The 20,896-nt window shown below is 71.2% G+C and carries 18 protein-coding genes, 1 pseudogene and 1 riboswitch; of the genes and pseudogenes, 12 read left to right on the top strand and 7 right to left on the bottom strand.

Annotated features, from left to right (window positions below):
* The first annotated feature begins 36 nt into the window (after positions 1–36).
* From OHB09_RS22160 to OHB09_RS22150, 3 genes are all read left to right on the top strand, one after another.
* Entirely contained in the window at positions 37–297 is a 261-nt protein-coding gene (locus OHB09_RS22160; RefSeq protein WP_006142327.1) for a UBP-type zinc finger domain-containing protein, read from the top strand.
* A gap of 276 nt (positions 298–573) precedes the next feature.
* Positions 574–987, top strand: coding sequence for an ATP-binding protein (locus tag OHB09_RS22155; protein WP_006142326.1), 414 nt, complete (start codon positions 574–576; stop codon positions 985–987).
* Positions 984–2,147, top strand: a complete 1,164-nt coding sequence (locus OHB09_RS22150; RefSeq protein WP_328922416.1) for an RNA polymerase sigma factor SigF — start codon at positions 984–986, stop codon at positions 2,145–2,147. The genes OHB09_RS22155 and OHB09_RS22150 overlap by 4 nt, the downstream gene beginning before the upstream one ends.
* A 48-nt stretch (positions 2,148–2,195) precedes the next feature.
* Here the strand turns inward: OHB09_RS22150 and OHB09_RS22145 are convergent, their stop codons facing one another.
* On the bottom strand, positions 2,196–2,657 hold the full coding sequence (locus tag OHB09_RS22145) for a hypothetical protein (protein WP_006142324.1): 462 nt from the start codon (positions 2,655–2,657) through the stop codon (positions 2,196–2,198).
* Between the two features lie 162 nt (positions 2,658–2,819).
* On the opposite strand from OHB09_RS22145, the gene OHB09_RS22140 reads away from it, so the two are divergent.
* Both OHB09_RS22140 and OHB09_RS22135 read left to right on the top strand, forming a co-directional pair.
* Positions 2,820–3,788, top strand: a complete 969-nt coding sequence (locus OHB09_RS22140) for a diacylglycerol/lipid kinase family protein (protein WP_328922415.1) — start codon at positions 2,820–2,822, stop codon at positions 3,786–3,788.
* A gap of 316 nt (positions 3,789–4,104) precedes the next feature.
* Positions 4,105–4,362, top strand: coding sequence for a WhiB family transcriptional regulator (locus tag OHB09_RS22135; protein ID WP_006142322.1), 258 nt, complete (start codon positions 4,105–4,107; stop codon positions 4,360–4,362).
* A 216-nt stretch (positions 4,363–4,578) separates the two neighbouring features.
* Here OHB09_RS22135 and OHB09_RS22130 read toward each other — a convergent pair whose 3' ends face one another.
* On the bottom strand, positions 4,579–6,045 hold the full coding sequence (locus tag OHB09_RS22130; RefSeq protein WP_040896292.1) for a sensor histidine kinase: 1,467 nt from the start codon (positions 6,043–6,045) through the stop codon (positions 4,579–4,581).
* 521 nt (positions 6,046–6,566) lie between these two features.
* On the opposite strand from OHB09_RS22130, the gene nagB reads away from it, so the two are divergent.
* The gene (gene nagB, locus OHB09_RS22125) at positions 6,567–7,352 is read left to right on the top strand and encodes a glucosamine-6-phosphate deaminase (protein WP_328922414.1); all 786 of its coding nucleotides are present in this window, start codon (positions 6,567–6,569) and stop codon (positions 7,350–7,352) included.
* Between the two features lie 78 nt (positions 7,353–7,430).
* Here the strand turns inward: nagB and OHB09_RS22120 are convergent, their stop codons facing one another.
* From OHB09_RS22120 to OHB09_RS22105, 4 genes are all read right to left on the bottom strand, one after another.
* The gene (locus tag OHB09_RS22120) at positions 7,431–8,936 is read right to left on the bottom strand and encodes a glycoside hydrolase family 3 protein (protein WP_328922413.1); all 1,506 of its coding nucleotides are present in this window, start codon (positions 8,934–8,936) and stop codon (positions 7,431–7,433) included.
* A gap of 9 nt (positions 8,937–8,945) precedes the next feature.
* Positions 8,946–9,833 (bottom strand): carbohydrate ABC transporter permease, encoded by an 888-nt coding sequence (locus tag OHB09_RS22115; protein WP_006142316.1) that lies wholly within the window; start codon positions 9,831–9,833, stop codon positions 8,946–8,948.
* A complete protein-coding gene (locus OHB09_RS22110) occupies positions 9,830–10,825 on the bottom strand; it encodes a carbohydrate ABC transporter permease (protein ID WP_167793002.1) in 996 nt (331 codons plus the stop codon). Before OHB09_RS22110 ends, OHB09_RS22115 begins: the two co-directional genes overlap by 4 nt.
* A gap of 257 nt (positions 10,826–11,082) precedes the next feature.
* Positions 11,083–12,363, bottom strand: a complete 1,281-nt coding sequence (locus OHB09_RS22105; protein WP_006142314.1) for an extracellular solute-binding protein — start codon at positions 12,361–12,363, stop codon at positions 11,083–11,085.
* 473 nt (positions 12,364–12,836) lie between these two features.
* Here OHB09_RS22105 and OHB09_RS22100 point away from each other — a divergent pair, with 473 nt between their 5' ends.
* The 5 genes and pseudogenes from OHB09_RS22100 to OHB09_RS22080 all read left to right on the top strand — a co-directional run bounded on the left by OHB09_RS22100 (position 12,837) and on the right by OHB09_RS22080 (position 19,615).
* On the top strand, positions 12,837–13,601 hold the full coding sequence (locus OHB09_RS22100; protein WP_006142313.1) for a GntR family transcriptional regulator: 765 nt from the start codon (positions 12,837–12,839) through the stop codon (positions 13,599–13,601).
* A 143-nt stretch (positions 13,602–13,744) separates the two neighbouring features.
* A pseudogene (locus OHB09_RS22095) lies at positions 13,745–14,002 on the top strand (DUF3311 domain-containing protein); the annotation flags it as partial.
* An 83-nt stretch (positions 14,003–14,085) separates the two neighbouring features.
* A complete protein-coding gene (mctP, locus tag OHB09_RS22090; protein WP_167793005.1) occupies positions 14,086–15,696 on the top strand; it encodes a monocarboxylate uptake permease MctP in 1,611 nt (536 codons plus the stop codon).
* Between the two features lie 159 nt (positions 15,697–15,855).
* Positions 15,856–15,984: riboswitch (cobalamin riboswitch) on the top strand.
* 125 nt (positions 15,985–16,109) lie between these two features.
* A complete protein-coding gene (locus OHB09_RS22085; RefSeq protein ID WP_234527961.1) occupies positions 16,110–18,575 on the top strand; it encodes a ribonucleoside-diphosphate reductase subunit alpha in 2,466 nt (821 codons plus the stop codon).
* Complete coding sequence (locus tag OHB09_RS22080; RefSeq protein WP_371788926.1) at positions 18,557–19,615, top strand: ribonucleotide-diphosphate reductase subunit beta; 1,059 nt, start codon at positions 18,557–18,559, stop codon at positions 19,613–19,615. The genes OHB09_RS22085 and OHB09_RS22080 overlap by 19 nt, the downstream gene beginning before the upstream one ends.
* Here the strand turns inward: OHB09_RS22080 and OHB09_RS22075 are convergent.
* The gene (locus OHB09_RS22075; RefSeq protein WP_319118973.1) at positions 19,528–19,809 is read right to left on the bottom strand and encodes a hypothetical protein; all 282 of its coding nucleotides are present in this window, start codon (positions 19,807–19,809) and stop codon (positions 19,528–19,530) included. The genes OHB09_RS22080 and OHB09_RS22075 overlap by 88 nt on opposite strands.
* Before the next feature lie 93 nt (positions 19,810–19,902).
* Between OHB09_RS22075 and OHB09_RS22070 the strand changes: the two genes are divergently transcribed.
* On the top strand, positions 19,903–20,886 hold the full coding sequence (locus OHB09_RS22070) for a GlxA family transcriptional regulator (RefSeq protein WP_006142308.1): 984 nt from the start codon (positions 19,903–19,905) through the stop codon (positions 20,884–20,886).
* Positions 20,887–20,896: the final 10 nt, after the last annotated feature.

Below are 20,896 nucleotides of genomic sequence, written 5' to 3'. Positions count from 1 at the left end.
CGCGGTCCCCCACGGGCCCGTCGTAACCTGGCAATCATGAAACAGTGCACGCACACCGACGCGCTGCCGCACCCCGAACCCGCGCCGTCGCACGAGACGTGCCAGGAGTGCCTGGCGGAGGGCACCCACCCGGTGCAGTTGCGGATGTGCCTGGGATGCGGCCATGTGGCCTGTTGCGACTCCTCCCCCAACCGGCACGCCACGGCGCACTACAAAGAGAGCGGTCATCCCGTGATGCGGACGTTCGAACCCGGGGAGGACTGGCGCTGGTGCTTCGTCGACCATGTGCTGGTCTGAACGTCCCGCTCCGCCCGCCGGGCGTGCGACCCTGAGGCGGACGGTTCGGCGGTCTGACGTCTGGGTACGTCAATCCGGCGCGCGCTCTTCCCAATTGGGCCCGCCCACCCCCTAGCCACTGTGCGTGTTCACGTGTTTACTATGAGTGACAGCAAGGGGCTGGGGTCCCGGGGACAACGAACGCCGAGCGCGGTAGCGTCACCGCTGCACCAGTGGTGCGCCACCCGAGGGGCGACCCTCGGCCCCCAGAATGCTTGTACCACCTTGGAGGTGAGGGTGTCCCAGATCGCAGGCGATCCCGCGACCCAGGACTTCGTGGAAGTCCGGCTGCCGGCTGCCGGGGCCTACCTGTCGGTGCTGCGCACGGCCACCGCCGGTCTCGCGGCCCGTTTGGACTTCACCCTCGACGAGATCGAGGACCTGCGCATCGCAGTCGACGAGGCCTGCGCGATCCTGCTCCAGCAGGCCGTGCCCGGCTCGGTGCTCAGCTGCGTCTTCCGCCTGGTCGACGACTCTCTCGAGGTCACGGTCTCGGCCCCGACCACCGACGGCCACGCCCCGTCGCGCGACACGTTCGCCTGGACGGTGCTGTCGGCCCTCGCGGGCAAGGTCTCCTCGGCCGTCTCCGACGACAAGGTCGTGTCGATCAGCCTCTACAAACAGCGCGGCGCGGGACCCGGGCCGGCGTGACGAACGGGGACGGGCCGGTGCAGGACGAAGAGCGCGGCACACGGAAACCGCCCGCCGGGGGCGACGGCGGCCCGGTCGGGCCGTCGCGCGCGGCGGAAGGCATCGACGGCATCCCCGAGCAGGCCCGGCCGCATCCGGAGGACGAGTCGTCCGCGGTCGGTCTCCCGGTCGGCGGACAGCGGGGGCAGGCGGGCGTCACGCGCGGCGCGCCCGCGTCGGCCCCGGTCGGGGTCTTCCCTGTCCCAGCGGGACCGGGAGCTCGGGGAAGGGTGACGGGCCAGACGATGAGCGAGCACGAGCGGAACGGGAACGCCGAGCAGGGCGTGCGGGAGGCCCCGCAGCCCACGGAGGCCCCGCAGCGCGCGGAGCACGCCCCGCAGCACGGGCAGCACACGCGGCACGACCCCACGGACCGCAGCGGCGCGCGGGCGATGTTCGTCGAACTGCGTTCCCTGGCGGCGGGCAGCCCGGAGTACGCGGAGCTGCGCAACCGGCTGGTCCGGATGCATCTGCCGCTCGTGGAGCACCTCGCCCGCCGGTTCCGCAACCGCGGCGAGCCGCTGGACGACCTCACACAGGTCGCCACCATCGGGCTGATCAAGTCGGTCGACCGGTTCGACCCGGACCGGGGCGTGGAGTTCTCCACGTACGCGACGCCCACGGTGGTCGGCGAGATCAAGCGGCACTTCCGCGACAAGGGCTGGGCGGTGCGCGTCCCGCGCCGGCTGCAGGAGCTGCGCCTGGCGCTCACCACGGCCACCGCGGAACTCTCCCAGCTGCACGGCCGCTCCCCCACGGTGCACGAGCTGGCCGAGAAGCTGGCCATCTCCGAGGAAGAGGTCCTGGAGGGTCTGGAGTCCGCCAACGCGTACTCCACGCTGTCGCTGGACGTCCCCGACACCGACGACGAGTCCCCGGCGGTCGCGGACACGCTCGGCGCGGAGGACGAGGCGCTGGAGGGCGTCGAGTACCGGGAATCGCTCAAGCCGCTGCTGGAGGACCTCCCGCCGCGCGAGAAGCGGATCCTGCTGCTGCGGTTCTTCGCGAACATGACGCAGTCGCAGATCGCCCAGGAGGTCGGCATCTCCCAGATGCACGTCTCCCGCCTGCTGGCCCGCACCCTGGCCCAGCTGCGGGAGAAGCTGCTGGTGGAGGAGTAGGCCGGCCGGCGAGCGGACGACGGCACGGGCGGTTCGGCCGCCCGGCTCCTACTTCGGTTCGGCCCGGCCCGGACCCTTGATCCCCAGCGCTCTGGTCGTCGCCTGGTTGACCAGCAGGACCAGCGCCGCGACCGCCACCACGGCGAGGACGATGCCCGCGGGGATCGCCACACTGTCGGCCTGGAGCAGGCTGTAGGCCACCGGCAGCGCCATGATCTGCGTGATCACGGCCGGTCCCCGGCTCCAGCCGCGGCGCATCAGCAGGCCGCGCGCCGCCAGCAGCGGCAGCAGCGCGAGCACGAGCAGGGTGACGCCGCCGGTGACCCCCTGCTGCCGGTCGCCGGAGTCCCCCGTCGCTCCCAGCACGAGCATCCACACCCCGCCGGCGGCCAGGGCGCAGCCCTCCAGCGCGCACAGCGCCGCGGCGGCGGTCAGCCGCGCGGGGCGCGGTCCGTCGGGCTCCCGGGCGACGGTGTCGGTCTCCGGAACGGATTTCTGCTCAGTGCTCACCCTTGAAAGGGTAGCCCCGCCCGGCGGGCCCGTCAGGGCCGCGTACAGGTCCCCCACGGGCCCTGCGGCCACCGGCGCGGGGCCCGTCCCCGGGCCGTTTCCCGGCCCCGACCCCCACCCTCGGGCTGGGCCGAGTACCACCCGGTAGGTAACCTGCATCGCATGCGTGCACTTCTCGTGGTCAATCCGGCGGCAACCACCACAAGCGCACGTACGCGCGATGTCCTGATCCACGCGCTGGCGAGTGAGATGAAGCTCGAGGCGGTCATGACCGAGTACCGCGGCCACGCCCGCGACCTCGGGCGGCAGGCCGCGGACAGCGAGGACATAGATCTGATCGTCGCCCTGGGCGGCGACGGCACGGTCAACGAGGTCGTCAACGGCCTGCTCCACCGCGGCCCCGATCCCGACCGGCTGCCCGGCCTCGCCGTGGTGCCGGGCGGCTCCACGAATGTCTTCGCCCGCGCCCTGGGCCTGCCCAACGACGCCGTGGAGGCCACCGGCGCCCTGCTCGACGCCCTGCGCGAGGGCAGCGAACGCACGGTCGGTCTGGGCCGTGCCTCGGGGGTGCCCGGCACCGAGGACGAGGCGGTGCCCTCCCGCTGGTTCACGTTCTGCGCCGGACTCGGTTTCGACGCGGGAGTGGTCGGCCGGGTCGAACAGCAGCGCGAGCGGGGCAGGCGCTCCACCCATGCGCTGTATCTGCGCCAGGTCGTACGTCAGTTTTTGGACGAACCCCATCGCCGGCACGGAACGATCACCCTGGAGCGGGCCGGCGAGGACCCGGTCACGGATCTGGTGCTGTCGATCATCTGCAACACCTCGCCGTGGACGTTTCTCGGCAATCGCCCGGTGTACGCGTCACCTAAGGCCTCGTTCGACACGGGGCTCGACATACTCGGGCTCAGCCGCATGTCGACGGCCGCGGTTGCCCGGTATGCGACCCAGTTGCTCACTTCGTCCCCCGAGCGCGGACCCCGTGGCAAGCATGCGGTCACCCTGCACGACCTGACCGACTTCACCTTGCATTCGAAGGTGCCGCTCCCCCTTCAGATGGACGGCGACCACCTCGGACTGCGTACCAGCGTGGCGTTCACAGGCGTACGCCGTGCACTGCGTGTGATTGTGTGAGCAGAAGCGCTTAAAGTCCTTTCACTCGAACGTTTAGGCCAGGGTCCACCCCTTGGAAGTACGGCTGTGACCTAGTCGACACCAAGGAATCAAAAAAAACTTTCCTGAAGGGGTTGTATCCGCCGCTGAGGTTTGCGAGTCTCTACGTGGCGCTCGGGACGGCGCGCAACACCGGCCCCCCTAAGAGCCCGAATCCCTCCTCGCAACAAGGACCGCCGCAGTGTGGCTGTCGGTCGGCCCTTCACTTGTCGGGGGATTCGTGAAAGCGTTCACATTCACAAGCAACAGCACGTAATACCAAGGAGAGGTAGCAGCCATGGACTGGCGTCACAACGCCGTTTGCCGCGAGGAAGACCCCGAGCTGTTCTTCCCCATCGGCAACACCGGTCCTGCGCTGCTGCAGATCGAGGAAGCCAAGGCCGTTTGCCGGCGCTGCCCCGTTATGGATCAGTGTCTGCAGTGGGCGCTCGAGTCCGGTCAGGACTCCGGCGTCTGGGGTGGTCTCAGCGAGGACGAGCGCCGTGCCATGAAGCGCCGCGCCGCCCGCAACCGGGCCCGTCAGGCCTCCGCCTGACATACCCGCCCCTTACGAGCCCGAGCCCGGCGGCGCGTGCAGCGAGCACGCATCTCCCGCCCCCGAGCCGCAGCGCGCAGTGACCCGATGCGCTTGAAGCAAGCAGCAGTTCGAGCCCCGGACCTCCTGGTCCGGGGCTCGATGCATGTGGTGCGTGCGGCGCGCTGGTACGGGGGGGCACCTCCCGGCCGGGAGAGCCGCGTCCGCTCCGCCGGGCTACTTGTGCGCCCGGACCGGGAGGTCGAGGAGGACGCGGGTGCCGCGCCCGGAGGCCGGGACCATGTCGAAGGTGCCGCCCAACTCCCCCTCCACCAGCGTCCGCACGATCTGCAGACCGAGGTTGCCGGAGCTGTGCGGGTCGAAACCCTCGGGCAGGCCGATCCCGTCGTCCTGCACGGTGACCAGGAGGCGGGCCTCCTTGGAGGTGCCGCCGCGGAACGCCGAGACCTCGACCGTGCCGGTCTCGTCCTGGACGAAGCCGTGTTCCAGCGCGTTCTGCAGGATTTCGGTCAGGACCATGGAGAGCGGAGTGGCGACCTCCGCGTCCAGGATGCCGAAGTGCCCGGTGCGCCGGCCGGTGACCTTGCCGGGGGAGATCTCGGCCACCATGGCGAGCACCCGGTCGGCGATCTCGTCGAACTCGACCCGCTCGTCCAGGTTCTGAGACAGCGTCTCATGGACGATGGCGATCGAGCCGACCCGGCGGACGGCCTCCTCCAGCGCCTCCCGGCCGCGCTCGGAACCGATGCGCCGGGCCTGCAGCCGCAGCAGCGCGGCGACCGTCTGGAGGTTGTTCTTCACCCGGTGGTGGATCTCCCGGATGGTGGCGTCCTTGGTGATCAACTCGCGCTCGCGGCGGCGCAGTTCCGTGACGTCCCGGAGCAGCACCAGGGAGCCGATGCGCACCCCCTTGGGCTTGAGCGGGATGGCGCGGAACTGGATCACCCCGTCCCGGGCCTCGATCTCGAACTCGCGCGGCGCCCAGCCGCTGGCCACCTTGGCGAGCGCCTCGTCCACCGGGCCCCGGCTGGGGGCGAGTTCGGCGGTGGTCCGGCCCAGGTGGTGACCGACGAGGTCGGAGGCGAGGCCCATGCGGTGGTAGGCCGACAGGGCGTTGGGCGAGGCGTACTGGACGATGCCGTCCGCGTCGAGCCGGACCAGGCCGTCGCCGACGCGCGGGGCGGCGTCCATGTCGACCTGCTGGTCGGGGAAGGGGAAGGAGCCTGCCGCGATCATCTGGGCGAGGTCGGAGGCGCTCTGCAGATAGGTCAGCTCCAGCCGGCTCGGCGTGCGCACGGTGAGCAGGTTGGTGTTGCGCGCGATGACGCCGAGGACGCGCCCCTCGCGCCGTACGGGGATGGACTCGACCCGGACCGGGACCTCCTCGCGCCACTCGGGGTCGCCCTCGCGGACGATGCGGCCCTCGTCCAGGGCGGCGTCGAGCAGCGGGCGGCGGCCGCGCGGCACGAGGTGGCCGACCATGTCGTCCTGGTACGAGGTGGGGCCGGTGTTGGGGCGCATCTGGGCGACCGAGACGTACTTGGTGCCGTCGCTGGTGGGGACCCACAGGACGAGGTCGGCGAAGGACAGGTCGGAGAGCAGCTGCCACTCCGAGACCAGCAGATGGAGCCACTCGAGGTCGGGGTCGCCGAGGGTCGTGTGCTGGCGTACGAGTTCGTTCATGGAGGGCACGGTGCGAGCGTACCCGGGGGGCCCGACACCGCCCGAATCGCCGGATTCGCAGGCGGGGGCAGGGGGCGGAAGCGGGGCCCGGAAGCACCCGCGGGCCGCGGCGCCTGGGAGGGACCCTCAACCCTCCCGGCACCGCAGCCCGGAGCAGCATCGGCCGTGGGTGTGCGGTCCCGTTCGGCCGAAGGTGAGGAGCCGGAGCAGTCAGGGCAGAGAGCGCCGGTTCCTCGGTCCGCCCTCCTGTGCGGGGAGGACGGAAGTACGCCGGCCGGCGCACGGTCCTCCGCGCGTCCTCCCGAAGGGGGCGGAGCGTGGACTAGACCATGCCTGGCCACGGTCCATTGTGGCTGGCCGCACGCGGGTGTGTCCATGCGTGGCGGGATGTTTCTTCCGACTTTTCCGGCCTGCCGTTCCGGTCCCGCGCGGGGCGTGCGCGGGCCCTGCCCGGGCGGGGGCGGCTCTGCTAGATTGGTCTAAACCACACAGCGACCCTTTCGGCAGATCGGCAGGCCAGCGTGGAAGTTGTCATCGTCCCCGACGCCGCGGCGGGCGGCGAGCTCGTCGCGAACGCCCTCGCCCGGCTGGTCGGGCACAAGCCCGAGGCCCTGCTCGGCGTGGCGACCGGTTCGACCCCCCTGCCCGTCTATCAGGCGCTCGGCGCGAAGGTGCGCGCCGGCGAGGTGGACACCTCCCGCGTGCGCATCGCCCAGCTCGACGAGTACGTGGGACTGCCGGCCGAACACCCCGAGTCCTACCGTTCCGTGCTCGCGCGCGAGGTGCTGCAGCCGCTCGGCATCGCCATGGACGCGTTCATGGGGCCCGACGGCACCGCCGAGGACGTGCAGGCGGCGTGCGAGGCGTACGACGCGGCGCTCGCGGCGGCCGGCGGGGTGGACCTGCAACTGCTGGGGATCGGCACCGACGGGCACATCGGGTTCAACGAGCCCTGTTCCTCGCTGGCCTCGCGGACGCGCATCAAGACGCTGACGGAGCAGACGCGGGTGGACAACGCGCGCTTCTTCGACGGGGACATCGCCCAGGTGCCGCACCACGTCATCACCCAGGGGATCGGGACGATCCTGGAGGCCCGGCACCTGGTGCTGCTCGCCACGGGCGAGGGCAAGGCCGACGCGGTGGCCGCGACGGTGGAGGGGCCGGTGGCGGCGTTGTGCCCCGCCTCGGCGCTGCAGCTCCACCCGCACGCGACGGTGGTGGTGGACGAGGCGGCGGCGTCGAAGCTGAAGCTGGCGGACTACTTCCGCCACACGTTCGCCCACAAGCCCGCCTGGCAGGGGATCTGACGGGGAGGGGCGGCGGGCCGTCCTTCTCGCCCGCCGCCCCTCCCCGTTGCGTCCCGCGCCCCTTCCGGGGCGCCGCGCTCAGTCCCGCCCCGCCGTGATGACCTCCGCCGCGGCGATGCCGCAGACCCTCGCCGCGCCGTGGGTGGCCACGTGCAGGGTGGCGCGGGGGGCGGCCTGGGGCACGCCCATCTCCACGACCACCGTGTCCGGGCGCGCCGCCAGCAGGGTCCGTACCGCCCGGGCCATCCACGGGTACCGGTGCTCGTCGCGGACCACGGCGACCACGCGCCGTCCGCCGGCCGCCGCGAGCGCCTGCTCCCCCGCCGTCTCGCCGGTGAACGAGCCCGTGGTGGTGCCCGGCAGCAGCCGGGCCAGCTCCGCCGCGACGCCCCACGGCGTCTCGTCGCCCACCGCGATGTTGGCGACCGGCGTGAACGCGGCCACGTAGGGGGCCCCGGTCAGCGGGGCGAAGTCCGGGGAGCGGGTGACGGTGACCGCGCGCCGGGCGGCGACCAGGCCGATGTCCGTCCCCGAGGCGGAACCGGGGCCCTCCGCCGCGGCGGAGGCCGCGGCACCCGCCGTCCACCTCGCCAGTTCCCGCACCCTGCGGGCCGCGTCCGCCAGCCGGGACTCGGCGAGGACGCCGGTGCGCACCGCGTCCACCAGGGCGTCCCGCAGCCGCCGTACCGTCTCGTCGTCGGCGAGCCCGCCGCCCACGCAGATGGCGTCCGCGCCGGCGGCGATCGCGAGGGCGCTGCCGCGTTCGATGCCGTACGTGGCGGCGATCGCCCGCATCTCCATGCCGTCGGTGACGATCAGGCCCTCGTAGCCGAGTTCCTTGCGCAGCAGGTCGGTCAGGATGCCGCCGGACAGGGTCGCCGGGCGCTGCGGGTCCAGGGCGGGGACGAGGATGTGGGCACTCATCACCGCCTTGGTGCCGGCCTCGATCGCGGCCCGGAACGGGGCGAGTTCCCGTGCGCGCAGGACGGCCGCGTCGGCGTCGATGCGCGGCAGCGCGAGGTGGGAGTCGACGGCGGTGTCGCCGTGTCCGGGGAAGTGCTTGGTGCAGGCGGCGACCCCGGCGGACTGGAGCCCGCCGACGTAGGCGGCGGTGTGCCGGGCCACCAGCTCCGGTTCGGCGCCGAAGGACCGGACGCCGATGACGGGGTTGGCGGGGTTGGAGTTGACGTCGGCGGAGGGCGCCCAGTTGAGGTTGACGCCGCAGGCGGCCAGGCGGCGGCCGAGCTCGGCGGCCACCTGCCGGGTGAGTGCGGTGTCGTCGACGGCGCCGAGGGCGTGGTTGCCGGGGAAGGAGGAGCCGGTGCGGACCTCCAGCCGGGTCACGTCGCCGCCCTCCTCGTCGATCGCGACGAGGACGTCCTCGCGTTCGGCGCGCAGTTGGGCGGTGAGGGCGGCCAGTTGGGCCGGGGAGGCGATGTTGCGGCCGAAGAGGCCGACCGAGGCGAGTCCCTCGCCGAGCCGGCGCAGCAGCCAGTCGGGGGCGGTCGTCCCGGTGAAGCCGGGCTGCAGGACCGTGAGGGCGTCGCGCGTGAGAGTGTCGGTGCCGCTGGCGAAAGTCGTCATCGGGTGGCGTTATCCCTTCACGGCGCCCGCGGTGAGACCCGCGGCCATCTTGCGCTGGACGAGGAGGAAGAGCACGACGATCGGTACGGCCATCATCGTGGCTCCGGCCATCATGGGCGCGTATTCCGTGCCGTGCTTGGTGGTGAAGTTGGCGAGCCAGACGGTGGCGGTCTGCTTCTGCTGGCTCATCAGCATCAGGGCGTAGAGGTACTCGTTCCACGCCTGGATGAACCCGTACACGGAGGTGGCGACCAGTCCGGGCGCGAGCAGCGGGAAGACCACGCGGACGAAGGCGCCGGTGCGGGAGCAGCCGTCGACCATGGCCGCCTCCTCCAGTTCGCGCGGGATGTTGACGATGAAGCCGCGCAGGGTCCAGACCGTGAACGGGAGGATGAAGGTCAGGTAGGTGAGGATCAGGCCGGACAGCCTGTCGTACTGACCCAGGTCGTTGAGGAGCAGGAAGACCGGGATGATCATGGCGACGAGCGGGATCATCTGGACCGCCAGGATGGCGACGATGACCACCTTGCGGCCGCGGAAGGCGAACCGGGAGATGGCGAGCGCGGCCAGCATGCCGACGGCGATGCCGATGAGCACCACGGTCAGGGAGACGACGAGGCTGCGGCCGACCGGTCCCCAGAAGTCGGCGATGTCCAGCGCCCGGCGGAAGTTGGACAGGGTCAGCCCGGTCGGCAGCAGGCTGGGGTCGGGGTCGATGGCGTCCTTGGCGGGCTTCACCGCCGTGTTGAGCATCCAGTAGACCGGGAAGCCGACGACGAGGAAGACGAGCAGGCCGAGGACGTTCCAGCCGGCCTTGGCGCGCCGCTTGCGCGCGGGCACGAAGGGGCGGGTGGAGGGCCGGTCGGCGGCCCTCGGCGGCGCGGCGGTCGTGGTCATTCGACCTCTCCGATCTTCAGCATCTGGCGCATGTAGACGGCGACGACGCCGAGCAGCAGCAGCACGGTGACGAGGGCGATCGCGGACCCCTGTCCGTAGTCGTTGACCACGAACGCCTTGTCGTACGAGTAGGTGGTGAGGACCTGGAACTCGGCCTCGGGATGGCCGTTGCGCATGACGAACACCTGGGGGAAGACGCCCATGTCCCAGATGACGGAGAGGGTCGTCAGCATCACGATGATCGGCTTGAGGATCGGCAGCGTGACGTAGCGGAAGACGCCCCAGGCGCCGGCGCCGTCGAGGCGGGCCGCCTCCTCCATCTCCTTGGGTACCTGGGTGAGTCCGGCGCCGAGCGTGATGACGACGAAGGGCACGGCGCCCCACACCACGAGCAGCATGATCACGGCGAGGCCCTGCGGTCCGCTGGCGAACCAGTTGTGGCCGACGACGTCGACGCCGGGGAGCTTGCTGAGCAGGGCGTTGAAGACGCCGTAGTCGGAGTCGAACAGCCACTTGAAGACGGTGGTGGCCACGATGACGGGCATGCCCCAGCTCGCCACGAGGGCGATGTTGACCAGTGTCTTCACCCAGCCGGAGACCCGCTGCAGCAGCAGGGCGATCAGCATGCCGATGACCATCGTGAAGAGCACGCTGCCGCCGGCGAAGACGATGGTGCGGACGACGACCACCCAGAACTCGCTGTCGCCGAGCACGGTGGCGAAGTTGTCGAAGCCGACGTTCTCGGCGGGCTGGAAGCCCCAGAGCTGCGACTGGCCGAACTTCTGGAAGGAGAGCGTGACCAGGCGGACCAGGGGATAACCGAGGACGACGACGAGGACCAGCAGACAGGGCGCGAGCAGTCCCCAGGGCACGGCGCCCCCGGCGGCGGAGCGCCGCCTGCGCGGGGGGCGGCCCGGTGTGTCCGGTGGGGGCGGGGGTGCCTGCCGCGGGGGCGGCACCTTGGCGGGGGTGGTGGTGTTGGCGGCACTCATCGCGCGCTCCTCGGTGGTCCCTCAGGTCGTACGGGGTGTGGCCCGGGCGGGCGGTGCCCGGTGGGGGTGCGGGCGGGAACCGGTCCGCGGCGCGGGCGCGGCGTCCGTGTCCGCGCCCCGCGCGCGCCCGTGCCGCGGCCGTACGGACCCCCGTGCCGTACGGCCGTCCCCCCGTGTCCCCCGTCACCGTTCCGGCGGGGCCGCCGGTGGCACGGCGGGCGGGGGCCCCGCCGGCGTCGACGGGGCCCCCGGGCGGGCTACTTGGTGTTGATGACCTTGTCGATCGCGGCGTCCGCCTCCTTGGCGGCGGCCTCGACGGACTTCTTGCCGGTGCCGATGTTCTGCAGCATCTTCTGCAGCACCTGGGCCTTCTCGACCTGGCCCCAGCCGGGCGCCATCGGCACGAACCAGTTGGACTCGGCCGCGGTGGCCGGGACGGCGGTGGCCGGGTCGTCCTTCAGGGTGGCGAGGTCGGTCTTGTTGTTGGGCAGGTTGCCCTTGGCGATCAGGCCCTTCTGGCCGTCCTTGCCGGTGAACGCGTTGATCCACTCGGCGGCGACGCCCTGCGCCTTGGACTTGACCGGGATCGCGAGGTCCGAACCGCCCAGGAAGACGGGCATGTTCTTGCCGGAGGGACCCGGCATCACGAAGTTCTCGAGGTTGTCCTTGAGCTTGCCGGTCTTGTCGTTCTTCGGGTCGGCGGAGGTCGCGCCCTCCCAGGCGGCACCGAAGATCATCGCGGACTTGCCCTGGCCGTACACGATGTAGCGGTCGGACTCGTCCTTGGTCTTGTCGCCGTGCATGTAGGAGTCGACGACCTTCTTGAACTCCGTGAGGCCCTTGAGGGACTCGGGCGAGGAGAGGCTGCCCTTCCAGGTGCCGCCGTCCTCCTTCGCGATGGAGCCGCCGGCGTCGTAGACGAAGGACATGGCCGCGTACCAGTCACGGGTGGGCTGGTACCAGGCGCTGAACTTCCCGCCCTCCTTCTTCTGGATCTTGTCGAGGGCGGCGGTCAGCTCCTTGTACGTCTTCGGGGGCGTCTTGACGCCGACCGAGGCGGCGACGTCCTTGCGCCAGTTGGCGACGCGTCCGCCGGCGTAGTACGGCACGCCGTACGTCTTGCCCTCGTAGGTCACGGAGGCCTTCAGGCCGTCCAGCCAGGCACCGGAGTTGTCGAACTTCCCGGCCTCGACGGGGGCGAAGGCGCCCTTGACCATGTAACCGAGCATCTCGGTGTTGCCCATCTCGACCACGTCGGGCACCTTGTCGGTGGCGAGGACGGCGTCGAGCTTGGTGTTCTTGTCGGGCCAGCCGTAGTACTCGTGCTTGATCCTGATGCCCGGGTGCTTCTTCTGCACGGCCTTGTCGGCGGCCTTGACCAGCGTCGGCCAGTTGTTCTGCGCGTCCACCGTGAGCCAGACGGTCAGCTCCTTGGCGTCCGCGCCCTTGGCCGAGTCCCCGTCGTCACTGCCCCCGCACGCCGCGATGGAGATCATCATGCCCGCGATACCGATCGCGGCTGTCAGCTTGCGCTTCACGCCACCCTCCTCAGGGATGCCACGAACCCCCCTGTCCCCCTCGGCGTGCCGCGACCAGTGCGCTGAAGCGAAGTGCCGCGTACGTGCGTTGCCCGTGGGGCCGGGACCTGGTCCAGTGGTGTAGACCAGTAGGGGGAGCTTGGCCCGGACCAATAGGAGTGTCAAGGGCGTGGGACCCCGCACGAGGCGTCCGTTACGCGACCTACATATGCAAGAACCTTTACGTAGGAAGGATGCGAAAAGACCAGGTCGGCGCGGGTGCCGGCGGGTATACCACTGGGTGGACCACAGGGCACCCCGTGGACTAGACCACCTGGGGCCCGTGGCGGTATACAGAGGAGGTCCCCGGCACGCGTGTGCGGGATCCCCTCACGGAACGTGCGGAGTCTCCCGCGCGGAGCCGTGCCACGATGTGAGCCGTGACCGGCGGGAGTCGTCGGCCCGTTCGGCACACCGAGCCGGGAAGGCGGAGCATGAGCACCGACGTCAGCAGTGCGGAGAGCGAGGGCGGGGCACCTGTCCGCACCGCGCGCGTGCCGAAGTACTACCGCCTCAAGAAGCACCTGCTCGACATGACCCGCACGCTGCCGCCCGGCACCCCGGTCCCGCCCGAGCGCACCCTCGCCTCGGAGTTCGACACCTCGCGCACGACCGTGCGGCAGGCGCTGCAGGAACTGGTCGTCGAGGGACGGCTGGAGCGCATCCAGGGCAAGGGCACGTTCGTCGCCAAGCCCAAGGTCTCGCAGGCGCTGCAGCTCACCTCCTACACCGAGGACATGCGCGCCCAGGGGCTGGAACCCACCTCCCAGCTGCTGGACATCGGGTACATCACCGCCGACGAGCGGCTCGCCGAGCTCCTCGACATCACCTCCGGCGGACGGGTGCTGCGCATCGAGCGGCTGCGCATGGCCAACGCCGAGCCGATGGCCATAGAGACGACCCACCTGTCGGCCAAGCGCTTCCCGGCGCTGCGCCGTTCGCTGGTGAAGTACACCTCGCTCTACACCGCGCTGGCCGAGGTCTACGGCGTCCATCTCGCCGAGGCCGAGGAGACCATCGAGACCTCGCTGGCCACCCCGCGCGAGGCCGGGCTGCTCGGCACGGACGTGGGCCTGCCGATGCTGATGCTCTCCCGTCACTCCCTGGACCGCGAGGGACTGCCGGTGGAATGGGTGCGATCGGTGTACCGGGGGGACCGCTACAAGTTCGTCGCCAGGCTGAAGCGGCCGGTGGACTGAGGGGGGTTCACCCACCGTCACCGCTCCTCTCCTTTTCGTTGCCTTCCCCAACCGTTATGCGGACAAGGGTTCCGTTCCCTGGACGCGGTGACCTAGATTTCCCTCCGCATTGCCGGTTGACCAGCGAGGGGACGGAGCCGCACATGTCAGATGCCCCAGGAGTCGGCAGAGGGGCGGTGACACCCCTGCGGGTGGTCATCGGCCTCTGCCTCGTCGCGCCGTTCGTGGCGATGCTGTGGGTCGGTTCGTACGCCAAGACCGACCCGGTGTTCATCGGCATCCCGTTCTTCTACTGGTACCAGATGCTGTGGGTGCTGATCTCCACCGCGCTGACCATGACCGCCTACAAGCTGTGGCACCTCGACCAGCGCGGCCGGGCCGCCGCCTCCCGTGACGCGTCCGCGGCGTCCGCAGCGTCCTCGGGGGCCCTCGGCACCCCGGCCTCCTCGGACGCCCCGGCGAACCCGAAGGGAGGTGCGGCGGAATGAAGGACGGCGTGAACGGCGTCGCACTCGGCGTCTTCATCTTCTTCTTCGTCGCGGTCACCGCCATCGGGTTCCTCGCGGCCCGCTGGCGCAAGGCCGAGAACGAGCACAGCCTCGACGAGTGGGGCCTGGGCGGACGTTCGTTCGGCACCTGGATCACCTGGTTCCTGCTCGGCGGCGACCTCTACACGGCGTACACCTTCGTGGCCGTGCCCGCCGCGATCTACGCGGCCGGCGCCTCCGGCTTCTTCGCCGTCCCGTACACGATCCTGGTGTACCCGCTGGTCTTCACCTTCCTGCCCCGGCTGTGGTCCGTCAGCCACCGGCACGGGTACGTCACCACCTCCGACTTCGTGCGCGGGCGGTTCGGCTCCAAGGGGCTCTCGCTCGCGGTGGCCGTGACCGGCATCCTCGCCACGATGCCGTACATCGCGCTCCAGCTCGTCGGCATCCAGGCCGTGCTGGACGTGATGGGCGTCGGCGGCGGCGAGAACACCAACTGGTTCGTGAAGGACCTGCCGCTGCTGATCGCCTTCGGCGTCCTGGCCGCGTACACGTACTCCTCCGGGCTGCGGGCCCCCGCGCTGATCGCCTTCGTGAAGGACGCGCTGATCTACATCGTCATCGCGGTGGCGATCATCTACATCCCGATCAAGCTGGGCGGCTTCGACGACATCTTCGCCTCGGCGGGCGAGAAGTTCGCCAAGGCGGGCGCGGGTGGAGTGGTCCCGGCCGCGGGCGGGCAGTGGACGTACGCCACGCTCGCGCTCGGCTCCGCACTGGCGCTGTTCATGTACCCGCACTCGATCACGGCGACGCTGTCCTCGCGCAGCCGCGAGGTGATCCGGCGCAACACCACGATCCTGCCGCTGTACTCGCTGATGCTGGGCCTCCTGGCGCTGCTCGGCTTCATGGCGATCGCGGACGGGATCAGCGTCAAGAACGGCCAGCTCGCCATTCCGCAGCTCTTCGAGAACATGTTCCCCGACTGGTTCGCGGGCGTGGCCTTCGCGGCGATCGGCATCGGCGCGCTGGTGCCGGCGGCGATCATGTCGATCGCCGCGGCGAACCTGTTCACCCGCAACATCTACAAGGACTTCATCAAGCCGGACGCGACGCCGAAGGAGGAGACCCGGGTCTCCAAGATCGTGTCGCTGCTGGTGAAGGTGGGCGCGCTGGTCTTCGTCCTGACGATGGACAAGACGGTGGCGATCAACTTCCAGCTTTTGGGCGGCATCTGGATCCTGCAGACGTTCCCCGCGCTGGTGGGCGGCCTGTTCACCCGCTGGTTCCACCGGTGGGCGCTGCTCGGCGGCTGGGCGGTCGGCATGATCTACGGCACGGTGGCCGCGTACGGGGTGGCCTCGCCGACGCAGAAGCACTTCGGCGGCTCCTCGGACGACATCCCCGGCATCGGGGAGATCGGCTACATCGGCCTGACCGCGTTCGTGCTGAACGTGGTGGTGACGGTGGTCCTGACGTTCGTCCTGCGGGCCGCGAAGGCGCCGGAGGGCATCGACGAGACGGCGGCGGACGACTACACGGCGGACGCGGGCGACCCCGGAGTCGAGCAGGAGCTGCCGGCGGCCACGGCGGGGACCTCGCACTAGGGTCTCCCGTTCGGCGTGTGAAGGCCGCGGCCGCCCCCGGGGGTGGTCGCGGCCTTTCGCGTGCGGCGGCCTCCCGCCAGTGCGCCTCGGGATCACCGGATGCGCAGGGGCGATCGCGCCCGACACAACATGTGGGCCCGTCACCAGCTCTCCGGCACTACATGTATGCTCGGCACCGCTGCCGCCGCAGGGGAATCCGGTGCGAATCCGGAACTGTCCCGCAACGGTGAATCCACGCGTCCGCGCGTAGGGCTGAGTCCGAGGACCTGCCGGCAGTGCGCCCGGCCGTCCGGTCCGGGCGCCCGACGTCCGGGCCTCGTGGAATGGGCCGGGGACGCGACCCGGCGCATCCGTTGCGTCACCGTTGCTCCCTGCCCTCGTCATGGCCCGCGCCGAACGAGGGAGAGCTCCCCATGACCACCGCCCCGGCCGCTCCGGCCCCGGCGATCCCGGCGCCCGAGGAACCCGACGGTCCCGGCGCCGCCCTGCTGCGGACCCTCACCGAACTGAGCGCCGACCTCCCCGACGCCGACCCCGGCCGGGTCGCCGCGGCGGCCCTGCGCGGCCGCTCCCGCCACGCCGGCGAGGAGGAACTGCGGGAACTGGCCACCGAGGCGGCCGCGGGGCTCATCTCCGAGGACCCCGCCCACTCCCGGCTGGCGGCCCGCCTGCTGACGCTCACCATCCGGGCCGAGGCCGCCTCCCAGGGCGTCACGTCCTTCACCTCCTCCGTGGCCGCCGGCCACCGGGAGGGCCTCGTCGCCGACCGGACCGCCGCGTTCGTCCGCCGTCACGCCGCACGGCTGGACGCGCTCGTCGACCCCGACGCCGACGACCGCTTCGGCTACTTCGGCCTGCGCACGCTGCACACCCGCTATCTGCTGCGCCACCCCGTCACCCGCAAGGTGATCGAGACGCCCCAGCACTTCCTGCTGCGCGTCGCCGCGGGCCTCGCCGAGGAGGCGGACCTCGCCGGAGCGGGGGCGGACCGCGCGGTCGAGGAAGTGGCCGCGCTCCACGGCCTGATGAGCCGTCTGGAGTACCTGCCCTCCTCCCCCACCCTGTTCAATTCCGGCACCCGTCACCCCCAGATGTCCTCCTGCTTCCTCCTCGACTCCCCCGAGGACGAACTGGACTCGATCTACTCCCGCTACCACCAGGTCGCCCGTCTCTCCAAGCACGCCGGGGGCATCGGCCTCGCGTACTCGCGGATCCGCTCCCGCGGCGCCCTCATCCGCGGCACCAACGGGCACTCGGGCGGGATCGTGCCGTTCCTGAAGACGCTCGACGCCTCCGTCGCCGCCGTGAACCAGGGCGGCCGGCGCAAGGGGGCGGCCGCCGTCTACCTGGAGACCTGGCACGCGGACATCGAGGAGTTCCTCGAACTGCGCGACAACACGGGCGAGGACGCCCGCCGCACCCACAACCTCAACCTGGCCCACTGGATCCCGGACGAGTTCATGCGCCGGGTCGAGGCCGACGCGCAGTGGTCCCTGTTCTCCCCCTCCGACGTCCCCGGCCTGACCGACCTGTGGGGCGCGGAGTTCGACGCCGCCTACCGGGCCGCGGAGGCCGAGGGGCTCGCGGTGCGCACGCTGCCGGCCCGTGAGCTGTACGGCCGGATGATGCGCACCCTGGCGTCGACCGGAACCGGGTGGATGACCTTCAAGGACACCGCGAACCGCACCGCCAACCAGACCGCGGAGCCCGGGAACGTGATCCACTCCTCCAACCTCTGCACGGAGATCCTGGAGGTCACCGAGGACGGCGAGACGGCCGTCTGCAACCTCGGCTCGATCAATCTCGGCGCGTTCGTGCGGGAGGGGAACACCGCAGACGCGGGCACCGCCGACGGGGGCACCGCCGACGCGGGCACCGCCGGCAGGAGCACCGCCGACGCGGGCATCGACTGGGAGCGGCTCGACGCGACGGTGCGCACCGCCGTCACCTTCCTCGACCGCGTCATCGACCTCAACTTCTATCCGACCGAGGAGGCCGGGCGCTCCAACGCGCGCTGGCGCCCCGTCGGCCTCGGCGTGATGGGCCTCCAGGACGTCCTCTTCCGGCTGCGCCTGCCCTTCGACTCCCCCGAGGCCCGGGCGCTCTCGGCCCGCATCGCCGAACGGCTCATGCTCACCGCCTACGAGACCTCCGCCGAACTCGCCGCGCGCAACGGCCCGCTGCCCGCCTGGGAACGCACCCGCACCGCCCGGGGAGTGCTGCACCCGGACCACTACGACGTGGAGCTGTCCTGGCCCGAGCGCTGGGCGGCGCTGCGCCGGCGGATCGCGGTCACCGGCATGCGCAACGCCCTGCTGCTCGCGATCGCGCCCACCGCCACCATCGCCTCGATCGCGGGCGTCCACGAGTGCGTCGAGCCGCAGGTCTCCAACCTGTTCAAGCGCGAGACGCTGTCGGGCGAGTTCCTCCAGGTCAACCCGTACCTGGTGGCGGACCTCAAGCGGCTGGGGCGCTGGGACGCCGACACCCGCGAGGCGCTGCGCGAGGCCAACGGCTCGGTGGAGGGCCTGACCTGGCTGCCCGAGGAGGTGCGGCGGCTCTACCGCACGGCGTGGGAGCTCCCGCAGCGCGCCCTGATCGACATGGCGGCCGCCCGCACCCCGTTCCTGGACCAGGCGCAGTCGCTGAACCTGTTCCTGGAGACGCCGACCATCGGCAAGCTCTCCTCGATGTACGCCTACGCGTGGAAGTCGGGGCTGAAGACGACGTACTACCTGCGCTCCCGCCCGGCCACCCGGATCGCCCGCGCCGCCCGTGCGCAGCGCCCCGCCGCCGAGGCCCCCGCGCCGACCGTGCCGGACCCCGAGGCGGTCGCCTGCTCCCTTGAGAACCCCGAGTACTGCGAGGCCTGCCAGTGAACACCCACCCGGACACCACCACGGACGCCGTCGGGGCGGTCAAGAACCTGCTCGACCCCGGCTTCGAGCTCACCCTGCGTCCCATGCGCTACCCCGACTTCTACGAGCGCTACCGGGACGCCATCAAGAACACCTGGCACGTGGAGGAGGTCGACCTCCACTCCGACGTCGCCGACCTCGCGAAGCTCACGCCCGCCGAACGGCATCTGATCGGCCGGCTGGTCGCGTTCTTCGCGACGGGCGACTCGATCGTGGCCAACAACCTGGTGCTGACCCTCTACAAGCACATCAACTCGCCCGAGGCGCGGCTGTACCTGAGCAGGCAGCTGTTCGAGGAGGCCGTGCACGTCCAGTTCTATCTGACCCTGCTGGACACCTACCTGCCCGATCCGGACGACCGGGCGGCGGCCTTCGCGGCGGTGGAGAACATCCCGTCGATCCGTGAGAAGGCGGAGTTCTGCTTCCGGTGGATGGACTCCGTGGAGAGGCTCGACCGACTGGAGACGCGCTCCGACCGCCGGCGCTTCCTGCTGAACCTGATCTGCTTCGCGGCGTGCATCGAGGGGCTGTTCTTCTACGGGGCGTTCGCCTACGTCTACTGGTTCCGCGGCCGGGGGCTGCTGCACGGTCTGGCCACCGGCACCAACTGGGTCTTCCGGGACGAGACGATGCACATGTCCTTCGCGTTCGACGTGGTCGACACCGTCCGCAAGGAGGAGCCCGGCCTCTTCGACGAGGAGCTGGGGCGGCAGGTGACCGACATGCTGAGGGAGGCCGTCGAGGCGGAGCTGCAGTTCGCCCGCGATCTCTGCGGCGACGGCCTCCCGGGGATGAACACCGAGTCCATGCGGCAGTACCTTCAGTGCGTCGCCGACCAGCGGCTGGTGCGGCTCGGCTTCGCGCCGGTGTACGGCTCGGAGAACCCGTTCTCCTTCATGGAGCTCCAGGGTGTTCAGGAGCTGACCAACTTCTTCGAACGGCGGGCCTCGGCGTACCAGGTGGCGGTGGAGGGCTCGGTCGGCTTCGACGAGGACTTCTGAGCGCTTCCCGCCGCCTTCCGCTCCTCACTCCGCTCCCCCCGCTCCTGCGCCTCCCGCTCCTGACGGGCCGCCCTGATCTGCCGGTCCACGCGCCAGTCGTGGACCACGCCGGTCAGGGCGGGCAGGCTGATCAGGACGAGGAGGCCGAGGACGGCCAGCATTCCGACGAGTGCCTGTGCGTGTGTCGTGTTCATGTGTTCCACCTTCGCGCCGCCGGCCGCCCGGCGTCAGTGGCAGGACTGCCGCACACCCTCGATTTCCTGCCACCGTCGCGGCACACTGTCCCCATGCTGCGCAATGTCGCCGCCGTCATGCTGGACGGCGTACACCCCTTCGAACTGGCCGTCGTCTGCGAGGTCTTCGGGATCGACCGGAGCGACGAGGGGCTGCCCGTCTACGACTTCGCGGTGGTCTCCGCCGAGGGCCCGCGGCTCGGCACCCATGTGCCGGGCCTGACCTTCTCCACGCCGTACGGCCTGGAGCGGCTGGCGGAGGCCGACCTGGTCGCCGTGCCCGCGGGCGACGGCTTCGAGACCCGCGACTTCCCGCCCGAGCTGCTCCAGGCGCTGCGCGAGGCCGCCGGGCGGGGCACCCGGGTGCTCAGTGTCTGCTCCGGCGTCTTCGCGCTGGGCGCCGCCGGGCTGCTGGACGACCGGCGCTGCGCGGCGCACTGGCGGCACGCGGACAACCTCGCCCGGCGCTACCCGCGGGCGCGGGTCGAGCCGGACGTGCTGTACGTGGACGAGGACCCGGTGATCACCTCCGCCGGCACGGCCGCCGGGATCGACGCCTGTCTGCACCTGGTGCGCAAGGAGCAGGGCCCGGAGGTCGCCAACCGGATCGCCCGGCGCATGGTGGTGCCGCCCCACCGGGACGGCGGTCAGGCCCAGTTCATCGAGCGCCCGCTGCCGAGGAACCGGTGCGACACCGTCGGCGAGGTGCTCGTCTGGATGGAGCGGCACCTCGACGAGGAGGTCACCGTGGAGCAGCTCGCCGCCCGCGCCCACATGTCGCCGCGCACCTTCGCCCGCCGCTTCCAGCAGGAGACGGGCACCACTCCGTACCGCTGGATCCTGCGCCAGCGGGTGCTGCTCGCGCAGCGGCTCCTCGAGGGCACCGACGAGACGACGGACGCGATCGCGGGCCGCACCGGCTTCGGCAACGCGGCGTCGCTGCGGCACCAGTTCGTGCGCACGCTGGGCACGACCCCGCAGGCGTACCGGCGCACGTTCCGGGGGCCCGGCGCCGAGGAGCCGGAGACGGCGGCCTGAGCCGAGGGGG

The organism is Streptomyces griseoaurantiacus, from assembly GCF_036189845.1.
GTDB lineage: Bacteria > Actinomycetota > Actinomycetes > Streptomycetales > Streptomycetaceae > Streptomyces > Streptomyces griseoaurantiacus.
Note: the sequence above shows the minus strand (reverse complement) of the source record. Positions and strands in the feature narration are given on the sequence as shown.

Bases quoted from the DNA above. Each gene is read 5' to 3' on its own strand.
- OHB09_RS22160 (WP_006142327.1), top strand. From the start codon at position 37: ATGAAACAGTGCACGCACACCGACGCGCTGCCGCACCCCGAACCCGCG.
- OHB09_RS22140 (WP_328922415.1), top strand. From the start codon at position 2,820: ATGCGTGCACTTCTCGTGGTCAATCCGGCGGCAACCACCACAAGCGCA.
- OHB09_RS22135 (WP_006142322.1), top strand. From the start codon at position 4,105: ATGGACTGGCGTCACAACGCCGTTTGCCGCGAGGAAGACCCCGAGCTG.
- OHB09_RS22130 (WP_040896292.1), bottom strand. From the start codon at position 6,045: ATGAACGAACTCGTACGCCAGCACACGACCCTCGGCGACCCCGACCTC.
- OHB09_RS22120 (WP_328922413.1), bottom strand. From the start codon at position 8,936: ATGACGACTTTCGCCAGCGGCACCGACACTCTCACGCGCGACGCCCTC.
- OHB09_RS22115 (WP_006142316.1), bottom strand. From the start codon at position 9,833: ATGACCACGACCGCCGCGCCGCCGAGGGCCGCCGACCGGCCCTCCACC.
- OHB09_RS22110 (WP_167793002.1), bottom strand. From the start codon at position 10,825: ATGAGTGCCGCCAACACCACCACCCCCGCCAAGGTGCCGCCCCCGCGG.
- OHB09_RS22100 (WP_006142313.1), top strand. From the start codon at position 12,837: ATGAGCACCGACGTCAGCAGTGCGGAGAGCGAGGGCGGGGCACCTGTC.
- mctP (WP_167793005.1), top strand. From the start codon at position 14,086: ATGAAGGACGGCGTGAACGGCGTCGCACTCGGCGTCTTCATCTTCTTC.
- OHB09_RS22085 (WP_234527961.1), top strand. From the start codon at position 16,110: ATGACCACCGCCCCGGCCGCTCCGGCCCCGGCGATCCCGGCGCCCGAG.
- OHB09_RS22075 (WP_319118973.1), bottom strand. From the start codon at position 19,809: ATGAACACGACACACGCACAGGCACTCGTCGGAATGCTGGCCGTCCTC.
- OHB09_RS22070 (WP_006142308.1), top strand. From the start codon at position 19,903: ATGCTGCGCAATGTCGCCGCCGTCATGCTGGACGGCGTACACCCCTTC.